Source organism: Streptomyces sp. B3I8 (assembly GCF_030816915.1).
In the GTDB taxonomy this organism is placed as follows: Bacteria; Actinomycetota; Actinomycetes; order Streptomycetales; family Streptomycetaceae; genus Streptomyces.
This window is the reverse complement of sequence record NZ_JAUSYN010000002.1, coordinates 5,663,597-5,684,191: the sequence shown is the minus strand read 5'-3', so window position 1 is coordinate 5,684,191 and position 20,595 is coordinate 5,663,597. Positions and strand designations below refer to the sequence as shown.

Here is a 20,595-nt window from a genome sequence, read left to right as displayed (position 1 = left end):
GTTTCCCGCCACACAGGCCACACGTGTCACCCAAGCCACAGCTCCCCCACAACCCCACACAGCCGCACACCCACACGCCCCGCACAGCCCCAAGCCCCACGATCGGTTCAATCCGTCCGATCCATTCGATCCATTCGATCCGTACAAGTCATCGGGAGGGACGTCGCCGCATGCTCGCAGCGATCGGTCTGGACGAGACGCACGAGGCGGCGTACCGCGCCCTGGTGTCGGTGGGTGCCGCCGACATACCCGACCTGGCGCGGCGGCTCACGCTCGGCGAGCACGACACGGAGCGCGCCCTGCGGCGCCTGGAACGGCACGGTCTGGCTGCCCAGTCCTCCTCCCGGCCCGGCCGCTGGGTTGCCGCACCGCCCGGTGTCGCGCTCGGCGCCCTGCTCACCCAGCACCGGCACGAGCTGGAGAAGGCGGAGCTGACGGCGGCGTCACTGGTCGAGGAGTACAGGGCGCGGGCGGCGGAGCCGACGGTGCACGACCTGGTGGAGGTGGTGACCGGCGCGGCGGCGGTCGCACAGCGGTTCCTGCAGCTCCAGTTGGGCGCGACGGACGAGGTGCAGGCGTTGGTCACCGGCGTGCCCATGGCGGTCACGGCGGCCGAGAACCACGCGGAGGAGCAGGCCGCCGCCCGGGGTGTGCGCTACCGCGTGGTGGTGGAGCGGGCGGTGCTCGACGGCCCGGCCGCCGTCGGTGAACTGTCGGCCGCGCTGGGCCGGGACGAGCGGGTACGGGTCGCGGAGCGGGTGCCGACGAAGCTGGTCGTCGCCGACCGCACGCTCGCCATGGTGCCGCTGGTCTCCTCGCCCGACGCCGAGCCGGCCGCGCTGGTCGTGCACGCCAGCGGACTGCTGGAGGTGCTGTCGGGACTGTTCGAGACGGTGTGGCGGGAGGCGCTGCCGCTGCGCCTGGGCCGTGACGGCTCCGTGGAGGAACAGCGGCCGGAGGGGCCCGACGGCACGGACCTGGAGATCCTCTCCCTGCTCCTGGCCGGCCTGACCGACGCGAGCGTGGCCAAGCAGCTCGACCTGGGCCTGCGCACGGTGCAGCGCCGGGTGCGGCACCTGATGGAGATCGCCGGGGTGACGACCCGGCTCCAACTGGGCTGGCAGGCCTACGAACGGGGCTGGGTGGCCCGGCGGTGACACACCGCGCCGGGCCACCCTGCCCCGGGTCATCCCCGGCGTCCGCGCTTGAGCTCCATCGCCGCGCGCCCCTGTGCCCCCTTCCGCTTCCAGTCCCGGCGCAGCTCCGCCCGGACCCGGGCGTCGGTCTTGGCGACGATCCACTGGTTCTCGCGCTGGAGCTTGCGGTAGCTGTCCAGTCGCCGCTGCGCCAGCCGGCCGTCGTCGAGCGCGGCCAGCACGGCGCAGCCGGGTTCGGTGCCGTGCGCGCAGTCGTGGAACCGGCACTCCCGCGCCAGCTCCTCGATCTCCGCGAACACCTGGCCGACCCCGGCCTCGGCGTCCCACAGCCCGACCCCCCGGAGCCCGGGGGTGTCGATGAGGACGCCGCCGCCGGGCAGCACGAGCAGGTTGCGCGTGGTGGTCGTATGACGGCCCTTGCCGTCCACGTCACGTGTGGCGTGGACGCGCATGACGTCCTCGCCGACCAGAGCGTTGGCGAGCGTCGACTTGCCCGCCCCGGACTGCCCGAGCAGCACGGAGGTACCGCCGGCGACAGCGGCACCGAGGACGTCGAGCCCGTCGCCGCCCAGCGCGCTGACGGCACATACCGGCACCCCGGGCGCGGCGCCCTCGACGTCCTCGACGAGGTGGGACACCGTCACGGGATCGCCCACGAGATCGGCCTTGGTCAACACGACCAGGGGCCGCGCCCCGCTCTCCCAGGCCAGCGCGAGGAACCGCTCGACGCGAGCGAGGTCGAGCTCCGCGGCGAGCGACACGGCGACGACGGCGTGGTCGACGTTGGCGGCGAGGATCTGCCCCTCGGACCGCTTGGACGAGGTGGACCGTACGAATGCCGACCGCCGTGGCAGGCAGTCACGCACGTACCGCGGATCACCGGCGGGCTCGACGGCGACCCAGTCACCGGTGCAGACGACCCGCAACGGATCGTGCGGCGTGACGAACGCGGTGTCGGCCCGCAGCACGCCGTCCGCCGTGACAACGTCACACTGCCCCCGGTCGACACGCACGACCCGCCCGGCCAGCAGCCCCTGTTCGGCGTACGGGGTGAACTCGGACTCCCAGCTCGCATCCCAGCCGTACGGGGCCAGCGGATGCGACGAAGCCGGGCTCGGGAGAGAGCTCGAAAGAGAGGAGGAAGACAAGGGGAAACCCTTCACATGGGTGGCCCCGGCACCGCGTGTTCGGACGCGGGAAGGAGAAGTGGGATCAGCCGGCGGCCACAGGAGTGGACTTGACGAACTTCCGGATGCGGGCAACGCCCGTCGCCACGACAGTCATCGGTCAACACCTCCTGGATCACATCGCAGACGCCCACGGCACGAGGCAGCCGCAGGAACGAACGCGACCATAGCCGCCGGTGCCGGCGACGCGCCACAGCTTTTCCACCCCGCCAACCCCGACCGAACGGTGTCGGTCCCGGGCCGGACCGGACCGGACCGCAGGGACATCGCACAGCCACTCGACCGGCCCGCCGCTGCGTCGACGTCCCCCGGGAACTCCCCCGTGACGACCCATGGGAAAAGTACCCATGTGGGCGTCCCCCTCTCACTGCGCGGACAACTCGACGGCCCGTTCCGGGAATCGCCGCATCACGTTGAACACCTTCACTCGCCCGGAGACGGCGACCTCGTATCGAAGGAGGCGCGGGCCGAAAAGTTCGAGGAAGATCCAGGAGTCTTCCCCGCGAATTCACCGCTCATTCCGTGATCTTCCGTCACCTGTCGGCCGTGGCGCCGGCCGCCCACTTGCCCCTCTGCACTGCCCTTCCGGCCCTCGCCCCCAAGAAAGAGGGCAGACGTACGGGCAATGCTGACCGAGAACCGCTAGGAACAGGCCATGTACCGGCCGCCGGGCGGTGCCGTTTCCGCGCCGCACACACGAGTCGAGCGCATCGACGCCGACGCGAAGATGCCATATCACCGCAGGCAGGCGGCACCCCGGCCATGATCGCGGGGCAACCGTCGCACCCCCGCGGGAAACCGTCCTTGACGGTACGGAGATCTCACTTTTAGCGTCGTCGCCGCACCGCACTCACTTCACGTTCCGGCCCCAAAAAGGAGTCAGAAATGCTGTCCAGGAAACTGCGCCTCGCCCTCCCCGTCGCTGCCGCCGCCGTCTTGGCCGCCGTGGTTCCCACGGGCAGTGCCCACGCCATCAGCGGCGTGCCCTGCGGCCCGTCCGACTACCTTCAGGTGTGGGACCACCACATCGACCCCATTTTCCATGCGCCCGTCGTGGGACAGTGGTGCTTCGCGAACAAGGGCAGGGCGGATTTCGGGTCCGGCATCTGGGTCGACAAGATCTCGACCGGAAACAACGCGGTCAGGTACTACGACGTCAATGGCACCGTCGTCTCCTATCCCAAGAACTTCATCATCACGTTCCCCAACAACCCTCCGCACGTGGGCGCCATCGAGATCCTGTAGCGGGTCGCGGGGCCCGCACCAGGACTCCCCGACCGGTGGGGCGGGCGCTGGGCACGGTTTTCACCGTTCCCGGTGCCCGCCCCTCAGCCCGCTGCCGCATCGACGCCACCCGGGACTGCTCCGTGACTTCCCATGCGAAACGTATCCACGCGGCCGCCCCCTCTCACTGCCCGGACAGCTCGACGGCCTGTTCCGGAGATTTACCGCATCGAGAACTCAGGAGCCGACCCCGGCTTCGCCGCTCATTCCGTAGCCTTCCTTCACCACTTGTCCAGAGCGCCGACCACCCGCTTGCCCCTCTGTACTGCCCTCCCAGTCACCACCCCCCAAGAAAGAGGACAGGCGTACGGGCAATAGTTCTCGAAAAGCGACAGGAACAGGGCACTTGTCGGCCACCGGGCGGTGTCATTTCCGCGCTGCACACGCGGGCCGAACGCGTCGGTCCCACGCGAGGATGCCGCATCATCGCAGGTCGGAGGCGACGCGACCATGGTCACGGCACAGCCGGGACATCCCTGCGGGAAACCGTCCTTGACGGTACGGCGATCTCACTTTTAGCGTCGTCGCCGCACCGCACTCACTTCACGTCCCGACCTCGAAAAAGGAGTCAGAAATGCTGTCCAGGAAACTGCGCCTCGCCCTCCCCGTCGCCGCGGCCGCCGTCATGGCCGCCGTGGTGCCGACCGGAACAGCGCACGCCATCGACCGCGTGAACTGCGGCCCGTCCGACTACCTGCAGATCTGGTACCACTTCCCCCTCGGCGAAACGAAGACGAGGTGCTTCGCGAACAAGGGCTACTACGACTTCACAACCGTGTCGGAGGGCGTTGTGTGGGTCGAAAAGATTTCGACCGGAAACAACGCGGTGAGGTTCTACGACACCAACGGCTCGACGCGCGACTACCGCAAGAATTTCATCATCACGTTCCCCAACAACCCGCCTGAGATGGCACACATCGAGATTCTGTAGCGGGACGCGGGGTACCGCTGCCGGGCTCTCCCAGCGAGGAGAGGCCGGTGCCCGGCACGGTCCCGGGCGCCGGTCCTTCAGCCCGCCACCCGGCAGCTCTCCCCGTTCAGCGTGAAGTCGTACGGGGCCGGGTCGGCATGGCGCGTGGAGCCCAGGAAGCCGAAGGCGAAGGTGCCGCCGGCGGCGACGTTCCTGTTGTAGTCGGCGGCCTCGGCCGACACCCTCGTACCGTTCTGCGTGATCCAGGCGTCCCACCGCTGTGTCACGCGCTGGCCCCCGCCGAACGTCCAGGCCAGCCGCCAGTCGTGGAGCGCTGCCTCGGTGCTCACCGTGACGGTGGCCTCGAAACCGTCCGACCACTCGGTCACGACGTCGTACGCGACCTCGCAGCCCGAGTCCGTCGAGTCCGCCGTTTCCTCCCGCTCTCCGGCCCCCTCCGAGGCGCGCGCCTCCTGGGTGTCCCGCAGTGGGCCGGGCGATCGGCCCTGGGGTTCGGTGTCACGGTCGCCGTGTGTCGGCGTCGTACCGGTGTCCTTCGTCGGGCGCGGTGTGGACGAAGCACTCGGGGTGCCCGGGGTGTCCCGCTCCTCGTCCGACGGGTGGGCGGTGGGCGGCGCGGAGAACGCGGGGTCTGATCTGGGGCGTTCGCCGGCCGTGCCGCGGGCGGCGACGTTCTCGGCCGGGGTGCCGGCCTGCATCAGCGACACCGTCAGCGCCAGCGCGGAGACGAGGACCGCAGCGGCCAGGATCCCGGTGCGGCCGATCCAGGGCCGGGCGACGGTGCCGACCGCGAGCCCGGTGTCGGCGGCCGCGTCGACCCGGCCGCCCCTGAGCCCGGCCGCCGCCGCCCGGCGCCGCCGCTCCAGGTACACGCGGCCGCCCCAGCCGATCACCCCGTCGGCCAGCACGACCGGCAGACCGCCGCCGGAGGCCCGCAGGCACGCGGCGGCCCCGGCGCACTCCCCGCACCCGGCCAGGTGCCGGGAGAGGTCCTCCGGGGTGTCCGTACCGCCGGGCGCCCGGGTGACGGCGACGAGCAGCCCGGCGTAGGCGCGGCACTCCGCGTCCAGGGGGGCGTCGAGGTGGTTGCGGTGGCAACGGCCGCGGAACAGTGCCCGTACCCGGTCGAGTTCCGCCGCGGCGGCCGACGGGTCGAGCCCCAGCCGGCGGGCCACGAGCGGCAGCGGCAGCGACTCGGCCTCGGCGAGCCACAGCAGCGCCGCGTCCGGCTCCCGCATGTCGCGCAGCGCGCGCAGGGCGAGCGGGCGGCGCAGCGGCGGCCCGGTGTACCGGGCGGCCCCGGCGCCCCCGTCGGCGGTCAGCCATCGCCGCAGGCCGGGGTCGAGCCGGTGGCCGAGCCCCCGTGCCTCCCACTCGGCGGCGGTGGTGCGCACGGCGGTGAGCAGCAGCGGGATGCGCGGCAGTCGGGGGAAGCGGCGTTCGGCGCCCCGTGCCGTGGACTCGGCGGCGCGCGCCTCGTGGATGCCCCGGGTGAACGCCTCCGCCGCCAGTTCCGCGCCGGCCGCCGATCCCGACGTGCACAGGTCGGCGTAGGACAGGACCGCGTCCCAGACCTCCGAGAACTCGGCGGCCTCGGCGGCGTCCTGCGGGGTCGGCAGGTCGGGCATGAGGGCTCCTGCGTGGCTCCTGCGTCAACGGCTCGTCCCGCTCGCCCACTTCCGCGAGCGAATCCAACGTGCTTGTCGCGGGCGGGAGTTGGCGGTCGTCTCACGACAGGGCCCGAGCTTTTCACGCTCCCGGCACAACTGACAAGCGGCGCATCCGGATACCGCGCGCGCCCGCCCGGTGCCTCGTCCGGCGGCCGTCGCGCCCTCACCGTAGCCGTGCCCGTGAGCCCCTCCCTCGCACGCGGCGGCCCGCCCACCCCGGCCGGAAAGTCGGGGCGGGCGGGCCGCCGCGGGTGCGGGGCCGGGGTCTCAGACCTCGACCGCTCGCTCCGCCGGCTCCGTCCGCTCCGCCGGCAGGCTGTCCATGAAGGAGCTGACGGAGAAGACGGCGTTGCCCGGTCCGGGCGGGCCGTATCCCGGAGGCGAGGACAGGCCGAAGTCCTCCATGGTCCGCCGGTACGCCTCCAGGAGCCGGATGTGGTACTCCAGCGGCGCACCGTTCGGATTGGCCTTGCCGAGCGGGGTCGTCGGCTCGGGGCACCACGTGGTGAACCGGGGCGTGATGCCGTGGGACATGAAGAAGCGCAGCCCCTCGGTCGTCGACGCGATCGCCTCGTCGACCGTCTTGAAGCCGAACGGCTCGGCCATCTCCACGCCGGCCACGAAGTTCGGGATCACGTTGCGGGCGCCGAAGACGTCGGCGGAGTCGAGGATGCGCCGGTGCCACTCGTCGCGGCCGACGTACCGCTCCTTGCCGGGGCAGTACATCTTGAACAGGTACTCGTCCCACACCTCGAAGTTGGGGTGGTAGATCTGTACGCCGTAGTCCTTGAACCGCTGCACGTCCGGCTTGGGCAGCGCCTGGGCGACGACCTTGCCGATCCAGCGGCCGGGAAAACGTTCCTCGATGGCCTTGGCGTAGTGGCCGTAGAAGTCGGCCTCGTCACGGCCGGAGACCGTCTTGGTGATGGCGCCGCCGGTGAGGGTGTAGGCGGTGGAGACCTTCTGGGTGTCGTACCTGTCGATGATCTCCAGGGCCTCCAGCACCTCCTCGACGTCCTTGACGCCGGTGTAGGGCCGGCCGGCCGCCTTGTGCTGGCGCCAGTTGTGGTTGATGTCGCAGTACTGGCACTCCTCCTTGGCGCCGAAGTACTGGCAGACGCGGAAGACGGTGAGGTAGATCAGGTAGCCCCACTGGATGGTGGGGGCCACCTCCATCACGGACTTCCCGTTGGAGAGGGTGTGCCGGTAGTACTCCGGCATGGGCGGCACGCCCACGTCGGCGATCCGGGCGCCGTCGAGGTACAGCCCGAGCATGCCGTCCTCGCCGGCGGCGACCCGGTACGGCGAGGAGGGGTTCACGCGCACCGAGACGACGGTGCGGCGCAGGTCGTAGGGGCCACCGGTGAGGATGATCTCCTCCGGCGGGCGGCGCAGCGCGGCCTCGCCCAGTTCGGGCAGGGTGCCGTGGTCGAAGGAGAAGATGAAGTACGACTTCGGCTTGACGTCCCCGCTCTCGTTGTCGCTGAGCGCGGACGCGTCGAAGGCGACCCCGCCCCGAAGCAGGTCCTCCTTGAAGACGGCTTCGCGCGGCACGTGTGCGAACCGTTCCAGCAGATCCTCGACCAGCGCGGTGCGGCTGCCCATCCGTTGTCTCCTCCCTGGTCGGACGTTTCCCGGACGTTCCACTCCTCACGGTATGCCCCCGCTCGCCCGGCGCGGGTACCGGGTCCCCGCGCGCCGGGGGCGGGTGAGAAGGTGCGTACGGCGGCCGACCAGCGCCGCAGGGACTTTCCCGGAGGAACCACAGTGACGAGGGACACGGTCGCCAACTGGGCCGGCAACATCATCTACACGGCCGAGGAACTGCACCGGCCTCGCTCGCTCGACGCGCTGCGGGCCGTCGTCGCGGACAGTTCCCGGGCCGGCGTACGGGTGCGCGTGCTGGGCAGCGGGCACTCGTTCAACGAGATCGCCGAGCCCGGCGCGGACGGCGTGCTGCTGTCACTGGACGCACTGCCGTCCGAGGTGGCGGTGGACACCGTGGCCCGCACGGTACGGGTCGGGGGCGGGGTGCGGTACGCGGAGCTGGCGCGGGTGGTGCACGCGCACGGGCTGGCGCTGCCGAACATGGCGTCGCTGCCGCACATCTCGGTGGCGGGTTCGGTGGCCACGGGGACGCACGGCTCGGGGGTGGCCAACGGTCCGCTCGCCGCGGCGGTGCGGGAGGTCGAGCTGGTCACGGCGGACGGCTCGACGGTCGTCATCGGCCAGGACGACCCGCGCTTCGACGGGGCGGTGACCTCACTGGGCGCGCTCGGTGTGGTCACCGCGCTCACCCTCGACCTGGAGCCCGGTTACGAGGTGGCGCAGCACGTCTTCACCGAGCTGCCGCTTCAGGGGCTGGACTTCGAGGCGGTGGCGGCGTCGGCGTACAGCGTGAGCCTGTTCACCGACTGGCGCTCGCCGGGGTTCCGCCAGGTGTGGCTGAAGCGGCGCACGGACCAGGCGCCGGTGGACTTCCCGTGGGCTGCCCCGGCCACCGAGAAGATGCACCCGGTGCCGGGCATGCCGGCGGTCAACTGCACCGAGCAGTTCGGCGTGCCGGGCCCCTGGCACGAGCGACTGCCGCACTTCCGGGCGGAGTTCACCCCGAGCAGCGGGGCGGAGCTGCAGTCGGAGTACCTGCTGTCCCGGGAGCACGCGACGGCGGCACTGCACGCCGTGGAGGCGATCGGGGCCACGCTCGCACCGGTCCTGCAGACCTGCGAGGTGCGCACGATCGCGGCGGACGCCCAGTGGCTCGGCCCGGCGTACGGCCGCGATTCGGTCGCCCTGCACTTCACCTGGGTGGCGGACACGGCCCTCGTCCTGCCGGTGGTACGGCGCCTTGAGTCGGCCCTGGACGGCTTCGACGCCCGGCCCCACTGGGGCAAGGTCTTCACCACCCCGCCCGCCACCCTGCGCGCGCTCTACCCGCGTCTGGCCGACTTCGCCGCCCTGGCGGCGGACCTCGACCCGACCGGCACGTTCCGCAACGCGTTCGTGGAGGGGGTACTGGCGGGGTGAGGCGAGAGGGGCGTGACTCCGGGACGGGGAGGCATCGTGGTCCTGTCCGGGGCCCGGACGCCCCTCGGGCTGTCGTGCGTCTTTCCTCTCTCCTTCGAAGCGTCGGCTCGTCATAGGCCGGGCCGCGCGGCGAGGGGCCGAGGGCGGCGGCCCGGAGGCCGGGGCCGCGCGCCCCGCGGGCGATAACCTGGGCGTTCGGTTCGTCGTCCGGGATGTCGCTCATCGAAGGAGGGCCGGGCATGGCCCGTGCCGGTCTCAGTGTCGAGCGGCTCGTCGTGGCCGCGGCGGAGCTCGCCGACGAGGTGGGCTTCGACGCGGTCACGCTGTCCGCGCTCGCGCGGCGGTTCGGGGTGAAGGACGCCAGTCTGTACGCGCATGTGCGCGGCCTGCGCGAGCTGCGGACGCGGCTCGCGCTGCTGGCCGGGGGCGAGATGATCGACGAGATCGCCGACGCCGTGGCCGGGCGGGCCGGGCGGGAGGCGCTGGCGGCGTTCGCCGGGGCCTACCGGGACTACGCGCTGCGGCACCCGGGACGGTACGCCGCGATGCAGATCCGGATCGACGCGGACGTCGCCCCCGACTCCCCCGCGATGCGGCGCACGGCCGAGATCACCTACGGGATGCTCCGGGCGTACGGTCTCGGCGAGCCCGATCTCACCGACGCCGTACGGCTGTTGCGGGCCACGTTCCACGGGTACTGCGCGCTGGAGGCCGCGGGCGGCTTCGCCGATCCGCGGGACGTGCGGGCCTCCTGGGACAAGGCGGTGGACGCCCTGCACGTGGCGTTGGAGAACTGGCCCGGGGAGACGGTCACGGCAGACGCGCGGCCGTGACCGGCGGGCCGGCCTGGGGCGCCCCGGTTCCGGTCGGGACGCCCCAGGGTTCGAGGGGAGGGGCGCGCGAGCGCGTGTCGCACCCGGCTCGTCGCTCGGCCCCTCCGGTGTCGGACGCAGTATCGGATGATGCGTCACCACACGCGAACACACCAGCCCTGTGTACTGGGTTACCCGGTGAACAGAAGTATGCGTGCTGTGACACCGCTCGTTGTAGGGGGAGATCCATATTGACTTCCGCCGACGGCGGGCGTATGCGGCGTGTGCGGTGTAATGGGCCGTATGAGCAGTGAGACGCATCCCTCGCTCGCCGAGGTTCTGGCCGCCGAGACCCCGTCTGCGGAGGGCCCGGGCTCCGGAGCCGTCGTCCTGGACGGCGGGTTGTCCAACCAGCTCGAAGCGGCCGGGTACGACCTGGGCGACGCGCTGTGGTCGGCTCGGCTGCTGGCCGAGGCGCCGGAGGCGATCACCCGCGCGCATCTGGCCTACTTCGAGGCGGGGGCGAGCGTGGCGATCACCGCGAGCTACCAGGCCACGTTCGAGGGGTTCGCGCGGTACGGCGTCGCCCACGCCCGTACGGCCGAACTCCTCTCGCTGAGCGTGGAATCGGCACGGGAGGCGGCACGCCGGGCGCGGGAGCGCGGGGTGTCGCGGCCGTTGTGGGTGGCGGCCTCGGCCGGCCCGTACGGGGCGATGCTCGCGGACGGTTCCGAGTACCGCGGCCGCTACGGTCTGTCGGTCGCCGAACTGGCCGACTTCCACCGTCCCCGCCTGGAGGCCCTGGCCGCCGCCCGCCCCGACGTCCTGGCCCTGGAGACGGTGCCGGACTCGGACGAGGCGCGGGCGCTGCTGCGGGCGGTACGGGGGCTCGGGGTTCCCGCGTGGCTGTCGTACACCGTCGCGGGCTCCCGCACCCGGGCCGGGCAACCTCTGGAGGAGGCGTTCGCCCTGGCCGCGGAGGCGGAGGAGATCGTCGCGGTGGGCGTCAACTGCTGTGCGCCGGCGGACGTGGAGCCCGCGGTGACGCTCGCGGCGGAGGTGACCGGCAAACCGGTCGTCGCCTACCCCAACAGTGGCGAGACGTGGGACGCGGACGCCGCCACGTGGACGGGTCCCAGCACCTTCACTCCCGAGGCCGTACGGGGCTGGCTGCGGGCGGGCGCCCGCCTGATCGGGGGCTGCTGCAGGGTGGGACCGGCCGGGGTGCGGGGGGTCGCGGAGGTGGTGGGGGGTGCGTGAGCGGCTCGCTCCGTGGGTGAGGTGCGCGGTGTGTGCGGTGGCGGGCTCATCGCGTTCCGTTCCGCCGAGCGAACCGGTCCAGGGCTTCCCGTACGTGGCGGCGAGTGGTCGCGCCGCCCAGGTGGCCCGCGTCATCGACGACGATCAGTTCCGCGTCGGGCCAGGCGCGGGCGAGTTCCCAGGCCGTGTCGAGGGGACCTCCCAGGTCGAGCCGGCCGTGGACCAGGACACCGGGGATTCCGGCCAGCCGGTGGGCCTCGCGCAGCAGTTCGCCCTCCTCCAGCCAGGCGCCGTGGGAGAAGTAGTGCGTACAGATCCGCACCAGGGCGAGCCTCGCGGCCGGCGGGCGGTCGCCATAGGGGCGGGAGGCGCCCTTCGTCTCCCCCGACAGGACCGCGTCCTCCCAGGCGCACCAGTCGGCGGTGGCCCTCTCCCGTACGGCGGCCTCCGGGTGTTCCGTCAGGCGCGCGTAGGCCGCGACGACGTCGCCGTCCCGCGGGGTGCCGGGGGCGCCCGCCAGGAAGCGTTCCCACTGCTCGGGGAGGAACCGGCCGACACCGCGGTAGAGCCAGTCGATCTCGGAGCGCCGGGTGGTGGTGACGGCGGACAGGACGATCTCCGACACCCGCTCCGGGTGCGTCTCGGCGTAGGCGAGGGCCAGCGTGGAGCCCCAGGAACCGCCGTGCAGGAGCCAGCGGTCGATGCCCAGGTGGGCGCGCAGCCGCTCCATGTCGGCGACCAGGTGCGGGGTGGTGTTGTGCCGCATGTCGGTGGCGGGGTCGCTCGCGTGCGGGCGGCTGCGTCCGCAGCCGCGCTGGTCGAACAGGACGACGCGGTATGTGTCCGGGTCGAAGTACCGGCGCGCGCCGGGGCCGCACCCCGAGCCCGGGCCGCCGTGGACCACCACGGCCGGTTTGCCGTCCGGGTTGCCGCACACCTCCCAGTGCACGAGGTTGCCCTCGCCGACGTCGAGCATCCCCGTCGCGTGGGGTTCGACCGGCGGGAACAGCTCACTCATGGCTCACCTTCGGGGGTCGGCGGCGTCGAGGCCGCGGTGTGAGGGGGCACGGGCCCACCGGCGGTTCACAAGGCACGCCGACGGTTCACCGAGCACACCGGCAGTGGAGCCGGTGGCCGCGGCCTGCGTCAGGATCTCCGGAAGCGGCGGACCGCCGACAGCGGGGCCGTCACCCGCAGTGGCGGGCGGGTCACCCGGCGGGTCACCCGGCCGGGGTCGGGGCGTCGGGACTGCGCCTGCCACAAGGCCATCTCCGCGTCGCGGGGGCCGTGCACCAGGGGGTTCTCCTCCCCGCCCCCGCCGAACAGCCGTACGGGGTGGGACGCGTCCCACGGCGCCCACCCGGGGTCGCCGTCCACCGCGAACCGCACCCAGGCCTCGTGCATCTCCTGCGCCAACTCCCGGGGCGCGTCCGGGCCGGCGAGCCGTTCCGCCTCCGGTACGTCGGCCGCGTCGAAGACGAAGCCCAGTTCCAGGGCGTGACAGGCGCCGAGGCCGGGGACGTTGGAGCGCCAGGCGAATTCGTACACGTGGGTGCCGGCCGCGAGGGTGGCCGGTGCGATGCCGGAGGGCGGGTTCGCGGGCGGGTTCGCGGGCGGGTTCGCGGGCGGGTTCGCGGGCGGGGGTCCGTCCGTCGGGGCGAGGCCCGCGCGGGCGTCGGCCAGTCGGTGCAGCGGCACACGGAGCAGGTGGTCGGTGACCATCTGGCCGATCAGCTCGGACGTCGTGGCCGCCGGGTGCGCGGCGCGGTAGCCGCGGATCACCTCGGGTCCGCAGTGGCAGCGGGCCATCGCCAGCGCGACGGCGAGCGGGCCGAGGCGGTCGATGCGCTCGACCAGCCCCGTGGGCGCGATCCACAGCCGGTACTCCTCGCTGGTCCAGCCCATCAGCAGCGGTACGTCCCGGGCGGCGCCGTCCATCAGCGCCGCCTGCGGGTCGCGGGGCACGAGGTCGCCGTCGACGACGATGCCGAACGCGGGGCCGCCCAGGATGGGGCCGGCCATGCGGCCGGCCTCCGCCTGGGCCTCGGCCAGCCGGGTGCGGTCCACGTCGGCGAAGGCGGCGGCCGTGGCGGGGACCTCCAGCCGCGCGGCCATCCGCCGCACCAGCCGGCGCACCTTGTCCCGGTCCGTCACCTCGGGCGGCCCGCTCTGCAGCACCGCCCGCCGGAACAGGCCCCGGGCGCGCGGCGCGGCCAGCAGTGCGCCGATGCTGATGGCGCCCGCCGACTCGCCGAACACGGTGACGTGGTCCGGATCGCCGCCGAACTCCGCGACGGACGCGTGCACCCACTCCAGCGCGGCGAGCTGGTCGTGCAGGCCGAGGTTGGGCGGGGCGTCCGGGAAGAGGCCGTAACCCTCCACTCCGAGGCGGTAGTTGAAGGAGACGAGAACGACTCCGTCGCGGGCGAAGGCCGTGCCGTCGTAGATGGGCACGGCGGAGGAGCCGCGGGTGAGGGCGCCGCCGTGGATCCACACCATGACCGGGAGCCGGGCCCCGCGGCCCGGCTCCGGTGTCCACACGTTCAGGTTGAGGCAGTCGTCGCCGGCGACCACCGGGTCGGCGAGGAAGCGGGCGAACGCCTCGGAGTACGGCGGCTTGGGCGGGGTGGGCCCGTAGGCGCCGGCGTCGCGGACGCCGCCCCACGGCTCGGGCGGCACGGGGGGCCGGAAGCGGCGCGGGCCGAAGGGCGGGGCGGCGAAGGGGATGCCGCGGAAGACGGCGACGCCCTGTTCGTAGCGGCCGCGGACGCGGCCGTGGGGAGTGCGGACGACGGGGTCCGGGGACCCCGAGGGGTCGTTGGCAGGGGTCTCGGAGGTTGCCATGCGCGCGTCCTTCCTGCCGGGTGGTGCGGTGGGGTGGAGCGGGGAGGCGGCTCGGTCTTTCGGTGCGGGTGCGTGTGGGTGCGTGCGGATGCGGTTCGGGGCGGCTCATATCGTATTTTGCGGTGGGTGTGTTGGGGGTGGCCCGGCGCGTGCTTTGTGGTGCCGAGAGGTGCGGGGGTGCGCTGCGTGGTTCGTGGTGTCGGGGGCGCGGCGAGCCCGCCGCCGCCGGGCATACTGCCCGGGGTGTGGAGGGGACACGTTCGCTGTGGACCAGCTACGCGGCGGGCTGCGCCGCACCCCCGCGCCCCGCTCCCGTCCGTACGCGGGTGCGGGTTCGTACGGGCGCGCTACCGCAGCAACCGTCGTTCCTTCGCCAGCGCCACCGCGCCTGCCCGGGTTTCTACCCCCAACTTGCCGTAGATCCGCTGCAGATGGGTCTTCACCGTCGCCTCGCTGATGAACAGCGCCCGTGCGATCTCACGGTTGCCCAGTCCCCGTGACAGTTGCTGGAGGATCTCGTGCTCGCGGTCCGACAGGGCCGGGCGAGGGTCGCGCAGGTGTGCGAGCAGGCGGTCGGCGACCGGCGCCGACAGGGCCGTACGCCCTGTTGCCGCGTCACGGATCGCGGCGAACAGTTCCTCCGGGCGCTCCGCCTTGAGCAGATACCCGGTGGCGCCCGCCTCGACGGCCCGGGTGATGTCGGCGTCCGTGTCGAACATGGTGAGGACGAGGACGCGCGGCGCCGGCGTCCCGGCTGTCAGCTTCCGGGTCGCCTTCACGCCGTCGATGCCGTCGCCGAGTTGCAGGTCCATCAGTACGACGTCCGGGCGGAGCTGGGCGGCGAGCGCGAGCGCCTCCTCGCCACTGCCCGCCTCGCCGACGACCTCGATGCCGTCGGCGCTGGACAGCAGGGCGCGCAGGCCGGCCCGGACCACCGCGTGGTCGTCGCACAGCAGCAGTCGTACGGGTACAGGGGTCATGGCGCGAACTCCAGCGGGGTGATGGCGGTGACGACGGTGCCCTCGCCCGGCGTCGACTCGACGGTGAGGGTGCCCCCGGCCTGCCGGGCTCTGATGCGCATGGCGGGGAGCCCGTGTCCCCTGCCGGAGACGGGGGCCGGGCGGGCCGTCGGGTCGAAGCCGCGGCCGTTGTCCGCGATGTCGAGCGCGATCCGGTCGTCGAGGCAGGTGAGCGTGAGGGCGGCGCGGGTCGCCGCCGCGTGCTCGCGCACGTTGGCCAGCGCGCCCTGCGCGATGCGCAGCAGTGTCGCCTCGACCCGGTCCGGGAGCGGACCGGGCGTGCCGTCGAGCCGGAACTCCACCGCGAGGCCCGGCCGGCTCTCGCGCTCGGTGAGGGCCCGGAGCGCGCCGGGGAGGGTGTCGTCGGTGAGGTCGGCGGGGCCGAGGTCCTGGACCAGGCGCCGGGCCTCGGTGAGGTTGCGGGCGGTGATGCCGGTGGCTTCGCGCAGGTGGTCGTGGGCCGTCGCGGGATCCGTGCGCCAGACCCGTTCGGCGGCCTGGAGCAGCATGCGTTGGCTGGTCAGGCCCTGGGCGAGGGTGTCGTGGATCTCGGCGGACAGCCGGTGCCGCTCGGCGAGGACGCCGGCCCGCCGTTCGGTGGCCGCGAGGTCCCGGCGGGTGCGGACCAGGTCGTCGATGAGGAGGCGTCGGCGGGCCGACTGGCGCTGGAGGTGGACCAGTACGGCGGTGGCGACCGCGCCGATGGCCGGCGGGGCGACGACCATGTTGGGGTTGAGCGTGCCGTGCGACATCCGGATCTCGGAGCCGACGACCAGCGCGGTGAGCAGTGCCACGAGCGGTACGGCGAGGCGCGGGGGCAGTGCGTGCAGCCCGGTGAACAGCAGGGGCATCGCGCACCAGGTGGCGCTCGGCGCCTGGACGAGGAGCACGATCCAGTTCGCGGTGACGGCCCCGAGCCAGACGAGGTGCCGGACGGTGGGCCGCGTGCCGGGCGCGGGGGCGGGGGCGAGCAGCCGGCCGGCGGCGTAAAGGAGCGGGAAGGTCACGAACAGGGCGACCGTACGGGCGTCACCACCGTGGGCGTGGGTGAGGTAGCGGACGAGGGAGGAGCAGAGGAGGGCGAGGAAGGCGGTGTGGAGGACGGCGTTGAGCCAGCGCGCGTCGGGATCGGTGGCTTCCTGCGCGTACGGCTGGGACTGCGGCTGCTCCATGGGGTCCTCCGTCCTCTCCCGTTCGTGTCTATCGGGGTGTTCGGGCGTGCGCATCAACCGATCGGTTGACACCGGTGTCGGCCGGGCCGGGCCGGAGAGCGATCCGGACGGCCGACAGGCGTGGGCCGTCGTCGCCGCCAGGCTGGGCGGGACAGCGCGGAACGACCGAGGAGGACCCTGTGCCGGCCAAGAACGTCACCGTCGACCGAGCGAGCTTCGGGCACCGTGTGGGCTACGCCGTGCGGCATCCGGGCCGGGTGCCGAGGCATCTCGTGCGTGTCACCCGGGACATGTGGCTGCGCCGCAAGTACCCGGACCACGTCGACTACTACCGGGCCGTGATGCGCTCCGACACGCAGGTGAGTCCGGACGCGGCGGTCGGCAGCCCGACCCGGGAGCGGTGGCTGGCGCTCGGCGCGATGCAGTTCGACTACCTGGTGGAACACGGGCTGCGTCCCGAGCACCGGATGCTGGAGATCGGCTGCGGCAACCTGCGCGCCGGCTGGCGGTTCATCCGGCATCTGGAGCCCGGGCACTACTACGGTCTGGACATCTCCCCCGACATCCTCGCCGCGGCACAGGACACGATCGCGGAGAAGGGGCTGCAACGGCGGCTCCCGACGCTCACGCCGGTCCGCGACCTGAAGTTCGCGTTCCTGCCCGACGCGCACTTCGACGTCGTCCACGCGCACAGCGTCTTCTCCCACTCGCCGCTGCCGGTGATCGAGGAGTGCCTGGCGCACGTCGGCCGGGTGCTCGCGCCGGGGGGCTGGTTCGACTTCACCTTCGACCGGACCGAGGGCGAGGAGCACCACGTGCTGCACGAGGACTTCTACTACCGCACGCAGACGCTCGTGGCGCTGGCCGCCCGGTACGGGCTCCGGGCCCGGTTCATGGACGACTGGGAGCGGCTGCCGCACGGCCAGTCCAAGATCCGGGTGACTCACGCCCCGGCGGGGTGAGCGAGCCCGGCCGCCCAGCGCAGCCCGCCGAGGAGGTGGGTGCGGAAGGCCGGGTCGGCGTAGGCGGGCGAGGCGTGGCCGAGGGCGGTGTAGAAGACCCGGCCGGCGCCCTGCTCGCGGTACCAGGCGAGCGGGTGGTCGGTGCCCATGCCTCCGCCCTCGTACGAGTTCTCGTCGGCGCGCAGCAGGATGTGCGCGGTGGCGCGGGGGTTGGTGTCGAAGTCGTACCACTCGTCGGTGAGGTCCCAGCGGGCGGGGAGGTGGGCGGTGGCGGGGTGGGCGCGGTCCTCGACGACGACCTGGCCCGGCTGGTAGACGGGGTGCCGGGTGAAACGGGCGCCCAGCAGTTCGCCGAAGTACGGCCAGTCGTACTCGGTGCAGGCCGCCGCGTGCACCCCTGCGAAGCCGCCGCCGGCCTCGATGTACGCGGCCAGACGGGAGCGGCCGGCGTCGGTGAGGACCTCGCCGCTGGTGGAGAGGAAGACGACGGCCGCGTACGGGGTGAGGGGGGCCTCCAGGGCGGCCGGGTCCTCGGTGGCGTCCACGGCGAGACCGCCGGGGTCGAGGGTGCGCAGGGCGGCGACGGCGTCCGGGACGGAGTCGTGACGGTAGGCGGTGGTGCGGGTGTACACGAGGAGTCGGGAGGCCATGGGTGCGCAGCCTATGCGGTGTCCGTTTCCTTCAAGACCCGGGGCGAGCGGCCCGCCTACGGTGACCGCATGACTCCACGACTCGACGCGATCGGCCTGGTCGTCTCCGACATGGCCGCCTCCCTCGCCTTCTACCGCCGGCTGGGCTTCGTCTTCCCCGAGGGCAGCGAGCGGCAACCGCACGCGGAGGCGGAGGTGCCCGGCGGGATGCGCCTGCTGCTGGACACGGAGGAGGTGGTGCGCTCCTTCCGCCCCGGCTGGCACCCGCCGTCGGACGGCGCCGGGGGCCGCGCGTCCCTCGCCGTGCGCTGCGCGACCCCGGCCGAGGTGGACACCCTCCACGAGGCCCTGGTGACCGCCGGCCACCACGGCGAACTCGCCCCGTGGGACGCGGTCTGGGGCCAGCGCTACGCGATCGTCCACGACCCGGACGGCAATGCGGTGGATCTTTACGCGGGGCTGTGAGAAGCCGGTCCCGGGTCCGGGTCCACGACGGACACGGGCCGTGCGGTCAGGAGAACACGAGGTGATCCGCCGTGCGGCCGCCGCCCACCGGTGGTACTGCCACGCATGGGTGCCCGGCCCGGTGGACGAAGAGGCGCCGGCGGTCCTGCGGAGGGATCCGTGCGGTGTTCTCGGTGCGCGCCCTCAGCCCGGCGGATCCCCGTGCGGAGGCGGGAAGAGCCGCCCCGGGGTCATCCCCGTCAGAGCCCGTACCTCTCGCGTGAGGTGGGCCTGGTCCGCGTAGCCCGTTCGGGCCGCCACCTCCGCGTGCGGTGCGCCCTCCGCCGCCGCCCTCAGTGCCCGCTGCAGCCGCAGGACGCGGGAGAGGGTCTTCGGGCCGTAGCCGAATGCCGTGCGGGAGCGGCGGTGGAGCCGGCGGGTGCTCATGCCGAGGGCTTCTGCGGTCGCGGTCACCGAGTGGCCCGCGTTCAGGGAGGCGACCACCCGCGTCAGCAGCGGGTCAGGGGGGTCCGTGTCCGCCGCCCGGTCCAGCGCGAGTGCCTCCAGTGCGGTGGCCGGGTCCGGGGCCGCGTCGACGCGGGCGGTCAGGCGTCGGACCAGGGTGGCCGGCCACAGGTCGGCGAGGTCGACGCGGCGGTCGCGCAGTTCGTGGGCCGGGACGCCGAGCAGCGTCGGCGCCGTGCCGGGCGGGAAGCGGACGCCCACCCAGTGCGCGGGCAGGCCGTCGGGGACGTACGCGTGCGTGTCGGGACCGGCGACCAGCAGCCGGCCCTCGGTCCACAGCAGGTCCATGCAGCCGTCGGGCAGGACGGGACGCTCGGGCAGGACGGGCGGGCCTGGTCGCCGGGACGGGGCAGGCAGGACGGACGGTACGGCGGCCGGCCGTTCCGTGCGACGGCGCCAGACCACCGCCCCCGGCAGCCGTGACGCCCGTTCCGCGTACATACCGCCAGGCTAGCCCCGCGGCTCTCTCGGCCCGCCGGACGGTTTGCCGTGGTGGTAGCTGCGGACGTGGGCGCGCAGGCGGGACGTGACGTCCTCCGGGGGCAGGAAACGCGACCAGCGTTCGGGGAACTCGGAGGGCATGTCGGGGTCGTCCGGGTCGTCGTCGCACAGGGCGGCCGTGCGGGCGACGTACTCCGCGGCCTGTTCCCTGCGGAGCCGCTCGTTGGCCTCGCGGGCGGCGGCGGTCGCGGCGGCCGGCCAGACGCGGTCGATCGCGGCGTTGACGGCCGCGCCCACCAGCACCGCGAACGCGGCGACGCCGATCCACAGCAGGACGGCGACGGGCGCGGCCAGCGAGCCGTAGATCGTGGGGCCCTCGATGGTGCTGGTGAGGTAGATGCGCAGCAGGAAGCTGCCGAGCACCCACATGGCGAGGGCGACGAGCGCGCCGGGCACGTCCTCCACCCAGGGCGAGCGGACCGGCACGGAGACCTGGTAGAGCGTGGTGAGGAAGACGATCGAGAGGACGACGACGACCGGCCAGTACAGCACTTGTACGACCGTGGTGGACCAGGGGACCACCTCCACCACCGCGTCCGGTCCGGCCACTGTCAGCGGCAGCACGACGGAGCCGATGAGCAGGGCGACGATGAACAGGCCGAACGCCAGCAGCCGGGTCTTGACGATGCCGCGGGTGCCGTCGAGACCGTACATCACGGTGATGGTGTCGATGAAGACGTTCACCGCGCGCGAGCCGGACCACAGGGCGAACAGGAAGCCTATGGAGATGATGTCGGGGCGGCCGCCCTTCATCACGTCGTGCAGCAGCGGCTCGGCGACCTCGGTGACCCCCTTGTCGGACAGCACCGTGCGGGAGGCCTCCAGGAGGTTGTTCTCCAGGCTGCTGATGGTGTCGGTGCCGGTCCAGTCGTCGACGTAGCCGAGCAGGCCGATGAGGCTCAGCAGCAGCGGCGGCACGGAGAGCAGCGTGAAGAACGCCGCCTCCGCCGCGAGGCCGAGGATGCGGTACTCCACGCAGGAGTTGACGGTGTCCTTCAGAAGCAGCCAGGCGGTCCGGCGTTTGCTGACATTCCGGTACAGGGCCCGTGCCCGGTGGAAGCGGCCGGGCGGGGAGTCGGGGGATTCACTTGCTGGCTGCACGTTCCAAAGGTATCGGCCGTCGCCCCCTGCGCTCATACCCTGGTCGCCC

The 20,595-nt window shown here is 73.0% G+C and carries 18 protein-coding genes; 8 read left to right on the top strand and 10 right to left on the bottom strand.

All coding sequences use genetic code 11. The features are described from left to right. Nucleotides 1–170: 170 nt before the first annotated feature. Entirely contained in the window at nucleotides 171–1,157 is a 987-nt protein-coding gene (locus tag QFZ64_RS27295) for a helix-turn-helix domain-containing protein (RefSeq protein ID WP_307070152.1), read from the top strand. 29 nt (nucleotides 1,158–1,186) lie between these two features. Here QFZ64_RS27295 and rsgA read toward each other — a convergent pair whose 3' ends face one another. Further along, a complete protein-coding gene (gene rsgA / locus QFZ64_RS27290; RefSeq protein ID WP_307070150.1) occupies nucleotides 1,187–2,305 on the bottom strand; it encodes a ribosome small subunit-dependent GTPase A in 1,119 nt (372 codons plus the stop codon). A gap of 924 nt (nucleotides 2,306–3,229) precedes the next feature. On the opposite strand from rsgA, the gene QFZ64_RS27285 reads away from it, so the two are divergent. Together QFZ64_RS27285 and QFZ64_RS27280 are read left to right on the top strand one after the other, a co-directional pair. After that, a complete protein-coding gene (locus QFZ64_RS27285; protein ID WP_307070147.1) occupies nucleotides 3,230–3,589 on the top strand; it encodes a beta/gamma crystallin domain-containing protein in 360 nt (119 codons plus the stop codon). A gap of 613 nt (nucleotides 3,590–4,202) precedes the next feature. Beyond that, entirely contained in the window at nucleotides 4,203–4,559 is a 357-nt protein-coding gene (locus QFZ64_RS27280; RefSeq protein ID WP_307070145.1) for a beta/gamma crystallin domain-containing protein, read from the top strand. A gap of 77 nt (nucleotides 4,560–4,636) precedes the next feature. Here QFZ64_RS27280 and QFZ64_RS27275 read toward each other — a convergent pair whose 3' ends face one another. Then, nucleotides 4,637–6,187, bottom strand: coding sequence for a cellulose-binding domain-containing protein (locus tag QFZ64_RS27275; RefSeq protein ID WP_307070143.1), 1,551 nt, complete (start codon nucleotides 6,185–6,187; stop codon nucleotides 4,637–4,639). A gap of 309 nt (nucleotides 6,188–6,496) precedes the next feature. Then, on the bottom strand, nucleotides 6,497–7,834 hold the full coding sequence (locus tag QFZ64_RS27270) for a radical SAM protein (RefSeq protein ID WP_307070141.1): 1,338 nt from the start codon (nucleotides 7,832–7,834) through the stop codon (nucleotides 6,497–6,499). Between the two features lie 162 nt (nucleotides 7,835–7,996). Between QFZ64_RS27270 and QFZ64_RS27265 the strand changes: the two genes are divergently transcribed. The 3 genes from QFZ64_RS27265 (at nucleotide 7,997) to mmuM (ending at nucleotide 11,328) form a co-directional block, all read left to right on the top strand. After that, nucleotides 7,997–9,256 carry an FAD-binding protein gene (locus QFZ64_RS27265; protein WP_307070139.1) on the top strand — a complete coding sequence of 420 codons (1,260 nt, stop codon included), beginning with the start codon at nucleotides 7,997–7,999 and terminating at the stop codon, nucleotides 9,254–9,256. Nucleotides 9,257–9,495: 239 nt separating this feature from the next. Next, complete coding sequence (locus QFZ64_RS27260; protein ID WP_307070138.1) at nucleotides 9,496–10,089, top strand: TetR/AcrR family transcriptional regulator; 594 nt, start codon at nucleotides 9,496–9,498, stop codon at nucleotides 10,087–10,089. A gap of 282 nt (nucleotides 10,090–10,371) precedes the next feature. Further along, nucleotides 10,372–11,328 (top strand): homocysteine S-methyltransferase, encoded by a 957-nt coding sequence (gene mmuM / locus QFZ64_RS27255; RefSeq protein WP_307070135.1) that lies wholly within the window; start codon nucleotides 10,372–10,374, stop codon nucleotides 11,326–11,328. Between the two features lie 46 nt (nucleotides 11,329–11,374). On the opposite strand, the gene pip is transcribed toward mmuM, so the two are convergent. The 4 genes from pip to QFZ64_RS27235 all read right to left on the bottom strand — a co-directional run bounded on the left by pip (nucleotide 11,375) and on the right by QFZ64_RS27235 (nucleotide 16,363). Further along, entirely contained in the window at nucleotides 11,375–12,346 is a 972-nt protein-coding gene (pip, locus tag QFZ64_RS27250; protein ID WP_307070133.1) for a prolyl aminopeptidase, read from the bottom strand. 128 nt (nucleotides 12,347–12,474) lie between these two features. Continuing rightward, nucleotides 12,475–14,172, bottom strand: a complete 1,698-nt coding sequence (locus QFZ64_RS27245) for a carboxylesterase/lipase family protein (RefSeq protein WP_307070132.1) — start codon at nucleotides 14,170–14,172, stop codon at nucleotides 12,475–12,477. A 347-nt stretch (nucleotides 14,173–14,519) separates the two neighbouring features. Then, the gene (locus QFZ64_RS27240; RefSeq protein WP_307070129.1) at nucleotides 14,520–15,152 is read right to left on the bottom strand and encodes a response regulator transcription factor; all 633 of its coding nucleotides are present in this window, start codon (nucleotides 15,150–15,152) and stop codon (nucleotides 14,520–14,522) included. Then, nucleotides 15,149–16,363 carry a sensor histidine kinase gene (locus QFZ64_RS27235; RefSeq protein ID WP_307070127.1) on the bottom strand — a complete coding sequence of 405 codons (1,215 nt, stop codon included), beginning with the start codon at nucleotides 16,361–16,363 and terminating at the stop codon, nucleotides 15,149–15,151. Before QFZ64_RS27235 ends, QFZ64_RS27240 begins: the two co-directional genes overlap by 4 nt. 179 nt (nucleotides 16,364–16,542) lie before the next feature. On the opposite strand from QFZ64_RS27235, the gene QFZ64_RS27230 reads away from it, so the two are divergent. Further along, nucleotides 16,543–17,325, top strand: coding sequence for a class I SAM-dependent methyltransferase (locus QFZ64_RS27230; RefSeq protein ID WP_307070124.1), 783 nt, complete (start codon nucleotides 16,543–16,545; stop codon nucleotides 17,323–17,325). Here QFZ64_RS27230 and QFZ64_RS27225 read toward each other — a convergent pair. Next, complete coding sequence (locus tag QFZ64_RS27225; RefSeq protein WP_307070122.1) at nucleotides 17,307–17,975, bottom strand: ThuA domain-containing protein; 669 nt, start codon at nucleotides 17,973–17,975, stop codon at nucleotides 17,307–17,309. The two genes, QFZ64_RS27230 and QFZ64_RS27225, sit on opposite strands and share 19 nt — an antisense overlap. Before the next feature lie 69 nt (nucleotides 17,976–18,044). Between QFZ64_RS27225 and QFZ64_RS27220 the strand changes: the two genes are divergently transcribed. Then, nucleotides 18,045–18,440, top strand: coding sequence for a VOC family protein (locus QFZ64_RS27220; RefSeq protein WP_307070121.1), 396 nt, complete (start codon nucleotides 18,045–18,047; stop codon nucleotides 18,438–18,440). 183 nt (nucleotides 18,441–18,623) lie between these two features. Here QFZ64_RS27220 and QFZ64_RS27215 read toward each other — a convergent pair whose 3' ends face one another. Next, on the bottom strand, nucleotides 18,624–19,385 hold the full coding sequence (locus tag QFZ64_RS27215) for an AraC family transcriptional regulator (protein ID WP_307070119.1): 762 nt from the start codon (nucleotides 19,383–19,385) through the stop codon (nucleotides 18,624–18,626). Between the two features lie 9 nt (nucleotides 19,386–19,394). Continuing rightward, entirely contained in the window at nucleotides 19,395–20,546 is a 1,152-nt protein-coding gene (locus QFZ64_RS27210; protein WP_307070118.1) for a YihY/virulence factor BrkB family protein, read from the bottom strand. Between the last annotated feature and the right edge of the window lie 49 nt (nucleotides 20,547–20,595).

What these genes read in the sequence shown, in the direction of transcription:
- QFZ64_RS27225 (WP_307070122.1), bottom strand. Translation starts at nt 17,975, where the DNA reads ATGGCCTCCCGACTCCTCGTGTACACCCGCACCACCGCCTACCGTCAC.
- QFZ64_RS27260 (WP_307070138.1), top strand. Translation starts at nt 9,496, where the DNA reads ATGGCCCGTGCCGGTCTCAGTGTCGAGCGGCTCGTCGTGGCCGCGGCG.
- QFZ64_RS27245 (WP_307070132.1), bottom strand. Translation starts at nt 14,172, where the DNA reads ATGGCAACCTCCGAGACCCCTGCCAACGACCCCTCGGGGTCCCCGGAC.
- QFZ64_RS27275 (WP_307070143.1), bottom strand. Translation starts at nt 6,187, where the DNA reads ATGCCCGACCTGCCGACCCCGCAGGACGCCGCCGAGGCCGCCGAGTTC.
- QFZ64_RS27240 (WP_307070129.1), bottom strand. Translation starts at nt 15,152, where the DNA reads ATGACCCCTGTACCCGTACGACTGCTGCTGTGCGACGACCACGCGGTG.
- QFZ64_RS27220 (WP_307070121.1), top strand. Translation starts at nt 18,045, where the DNA reads ATGACTCCACGACTCGACGCGATCGGCCTGGTCGTCTCCGACATGGCC.
- mmuM (WP_307070135.1), top strand. Translation starts at nt 10,372, where the DNA reads ATGAGCAGTGAGACGCATCCCTCGCTCGCCGAGGTTCTGGCCGCCGAG.
- QFZ64_RS27235 (WP_307070127.1), bottom strand. Translation starts at nt 16,363, where the DNA reads ATGGAGCAGCCGCAGTCCCAGCCGTACGCGCAGGAAGCCACCGATCCC.
- pip (WP_307070133.1), bottom strand. Translation starts at nt 12,346, where the DNA reads ATGAGTGAGCTGTTCCCGCCGGTCGAACCCCACGCGACGGGGATGCTC.
- QFZ64_RS27285 (WP_307070147.1), top strand. Translation starts at nt 3,230, where the DNA reads ATGCTGTCCAGGAAACTGCGCCTCGCCCTCCCCGTCGCTGCCGCCGCC.
- QFZ64_RS27280 (WP_307070145.1), top strand. Translation starts at nt 4,203, where the DNA reads ATGCTGTCCAGGAAACTGCGCCTCGCCCTCCCCGTCGCCGCGGCCGCC.
- QFZ64_RS27215 (WP_307070119.1), bottom strand. Translation starts at nt 19,385, where the DNA reads ATGTACGCGGAACGGGCGTCACGGCTGCCGGGGGCGGTGGTCTGGCGC.
- QFZ64_RS27270 (WP_307070141.1), bottom strand. Translation starts at nt 7,834, where the DNA reads ATGGGCAGCCGCACCGCGCTGGTCGAGGATCTGCTGGAACGGTTCGCA.
- QFZ64_RS27295 (WP_307070152.1), top strand. Translation starts at nt 171, where the DNA reads ATGCTCGCAGCGATCGGTCTGGACGAGACGCACGAGGCGGCGTACCGC.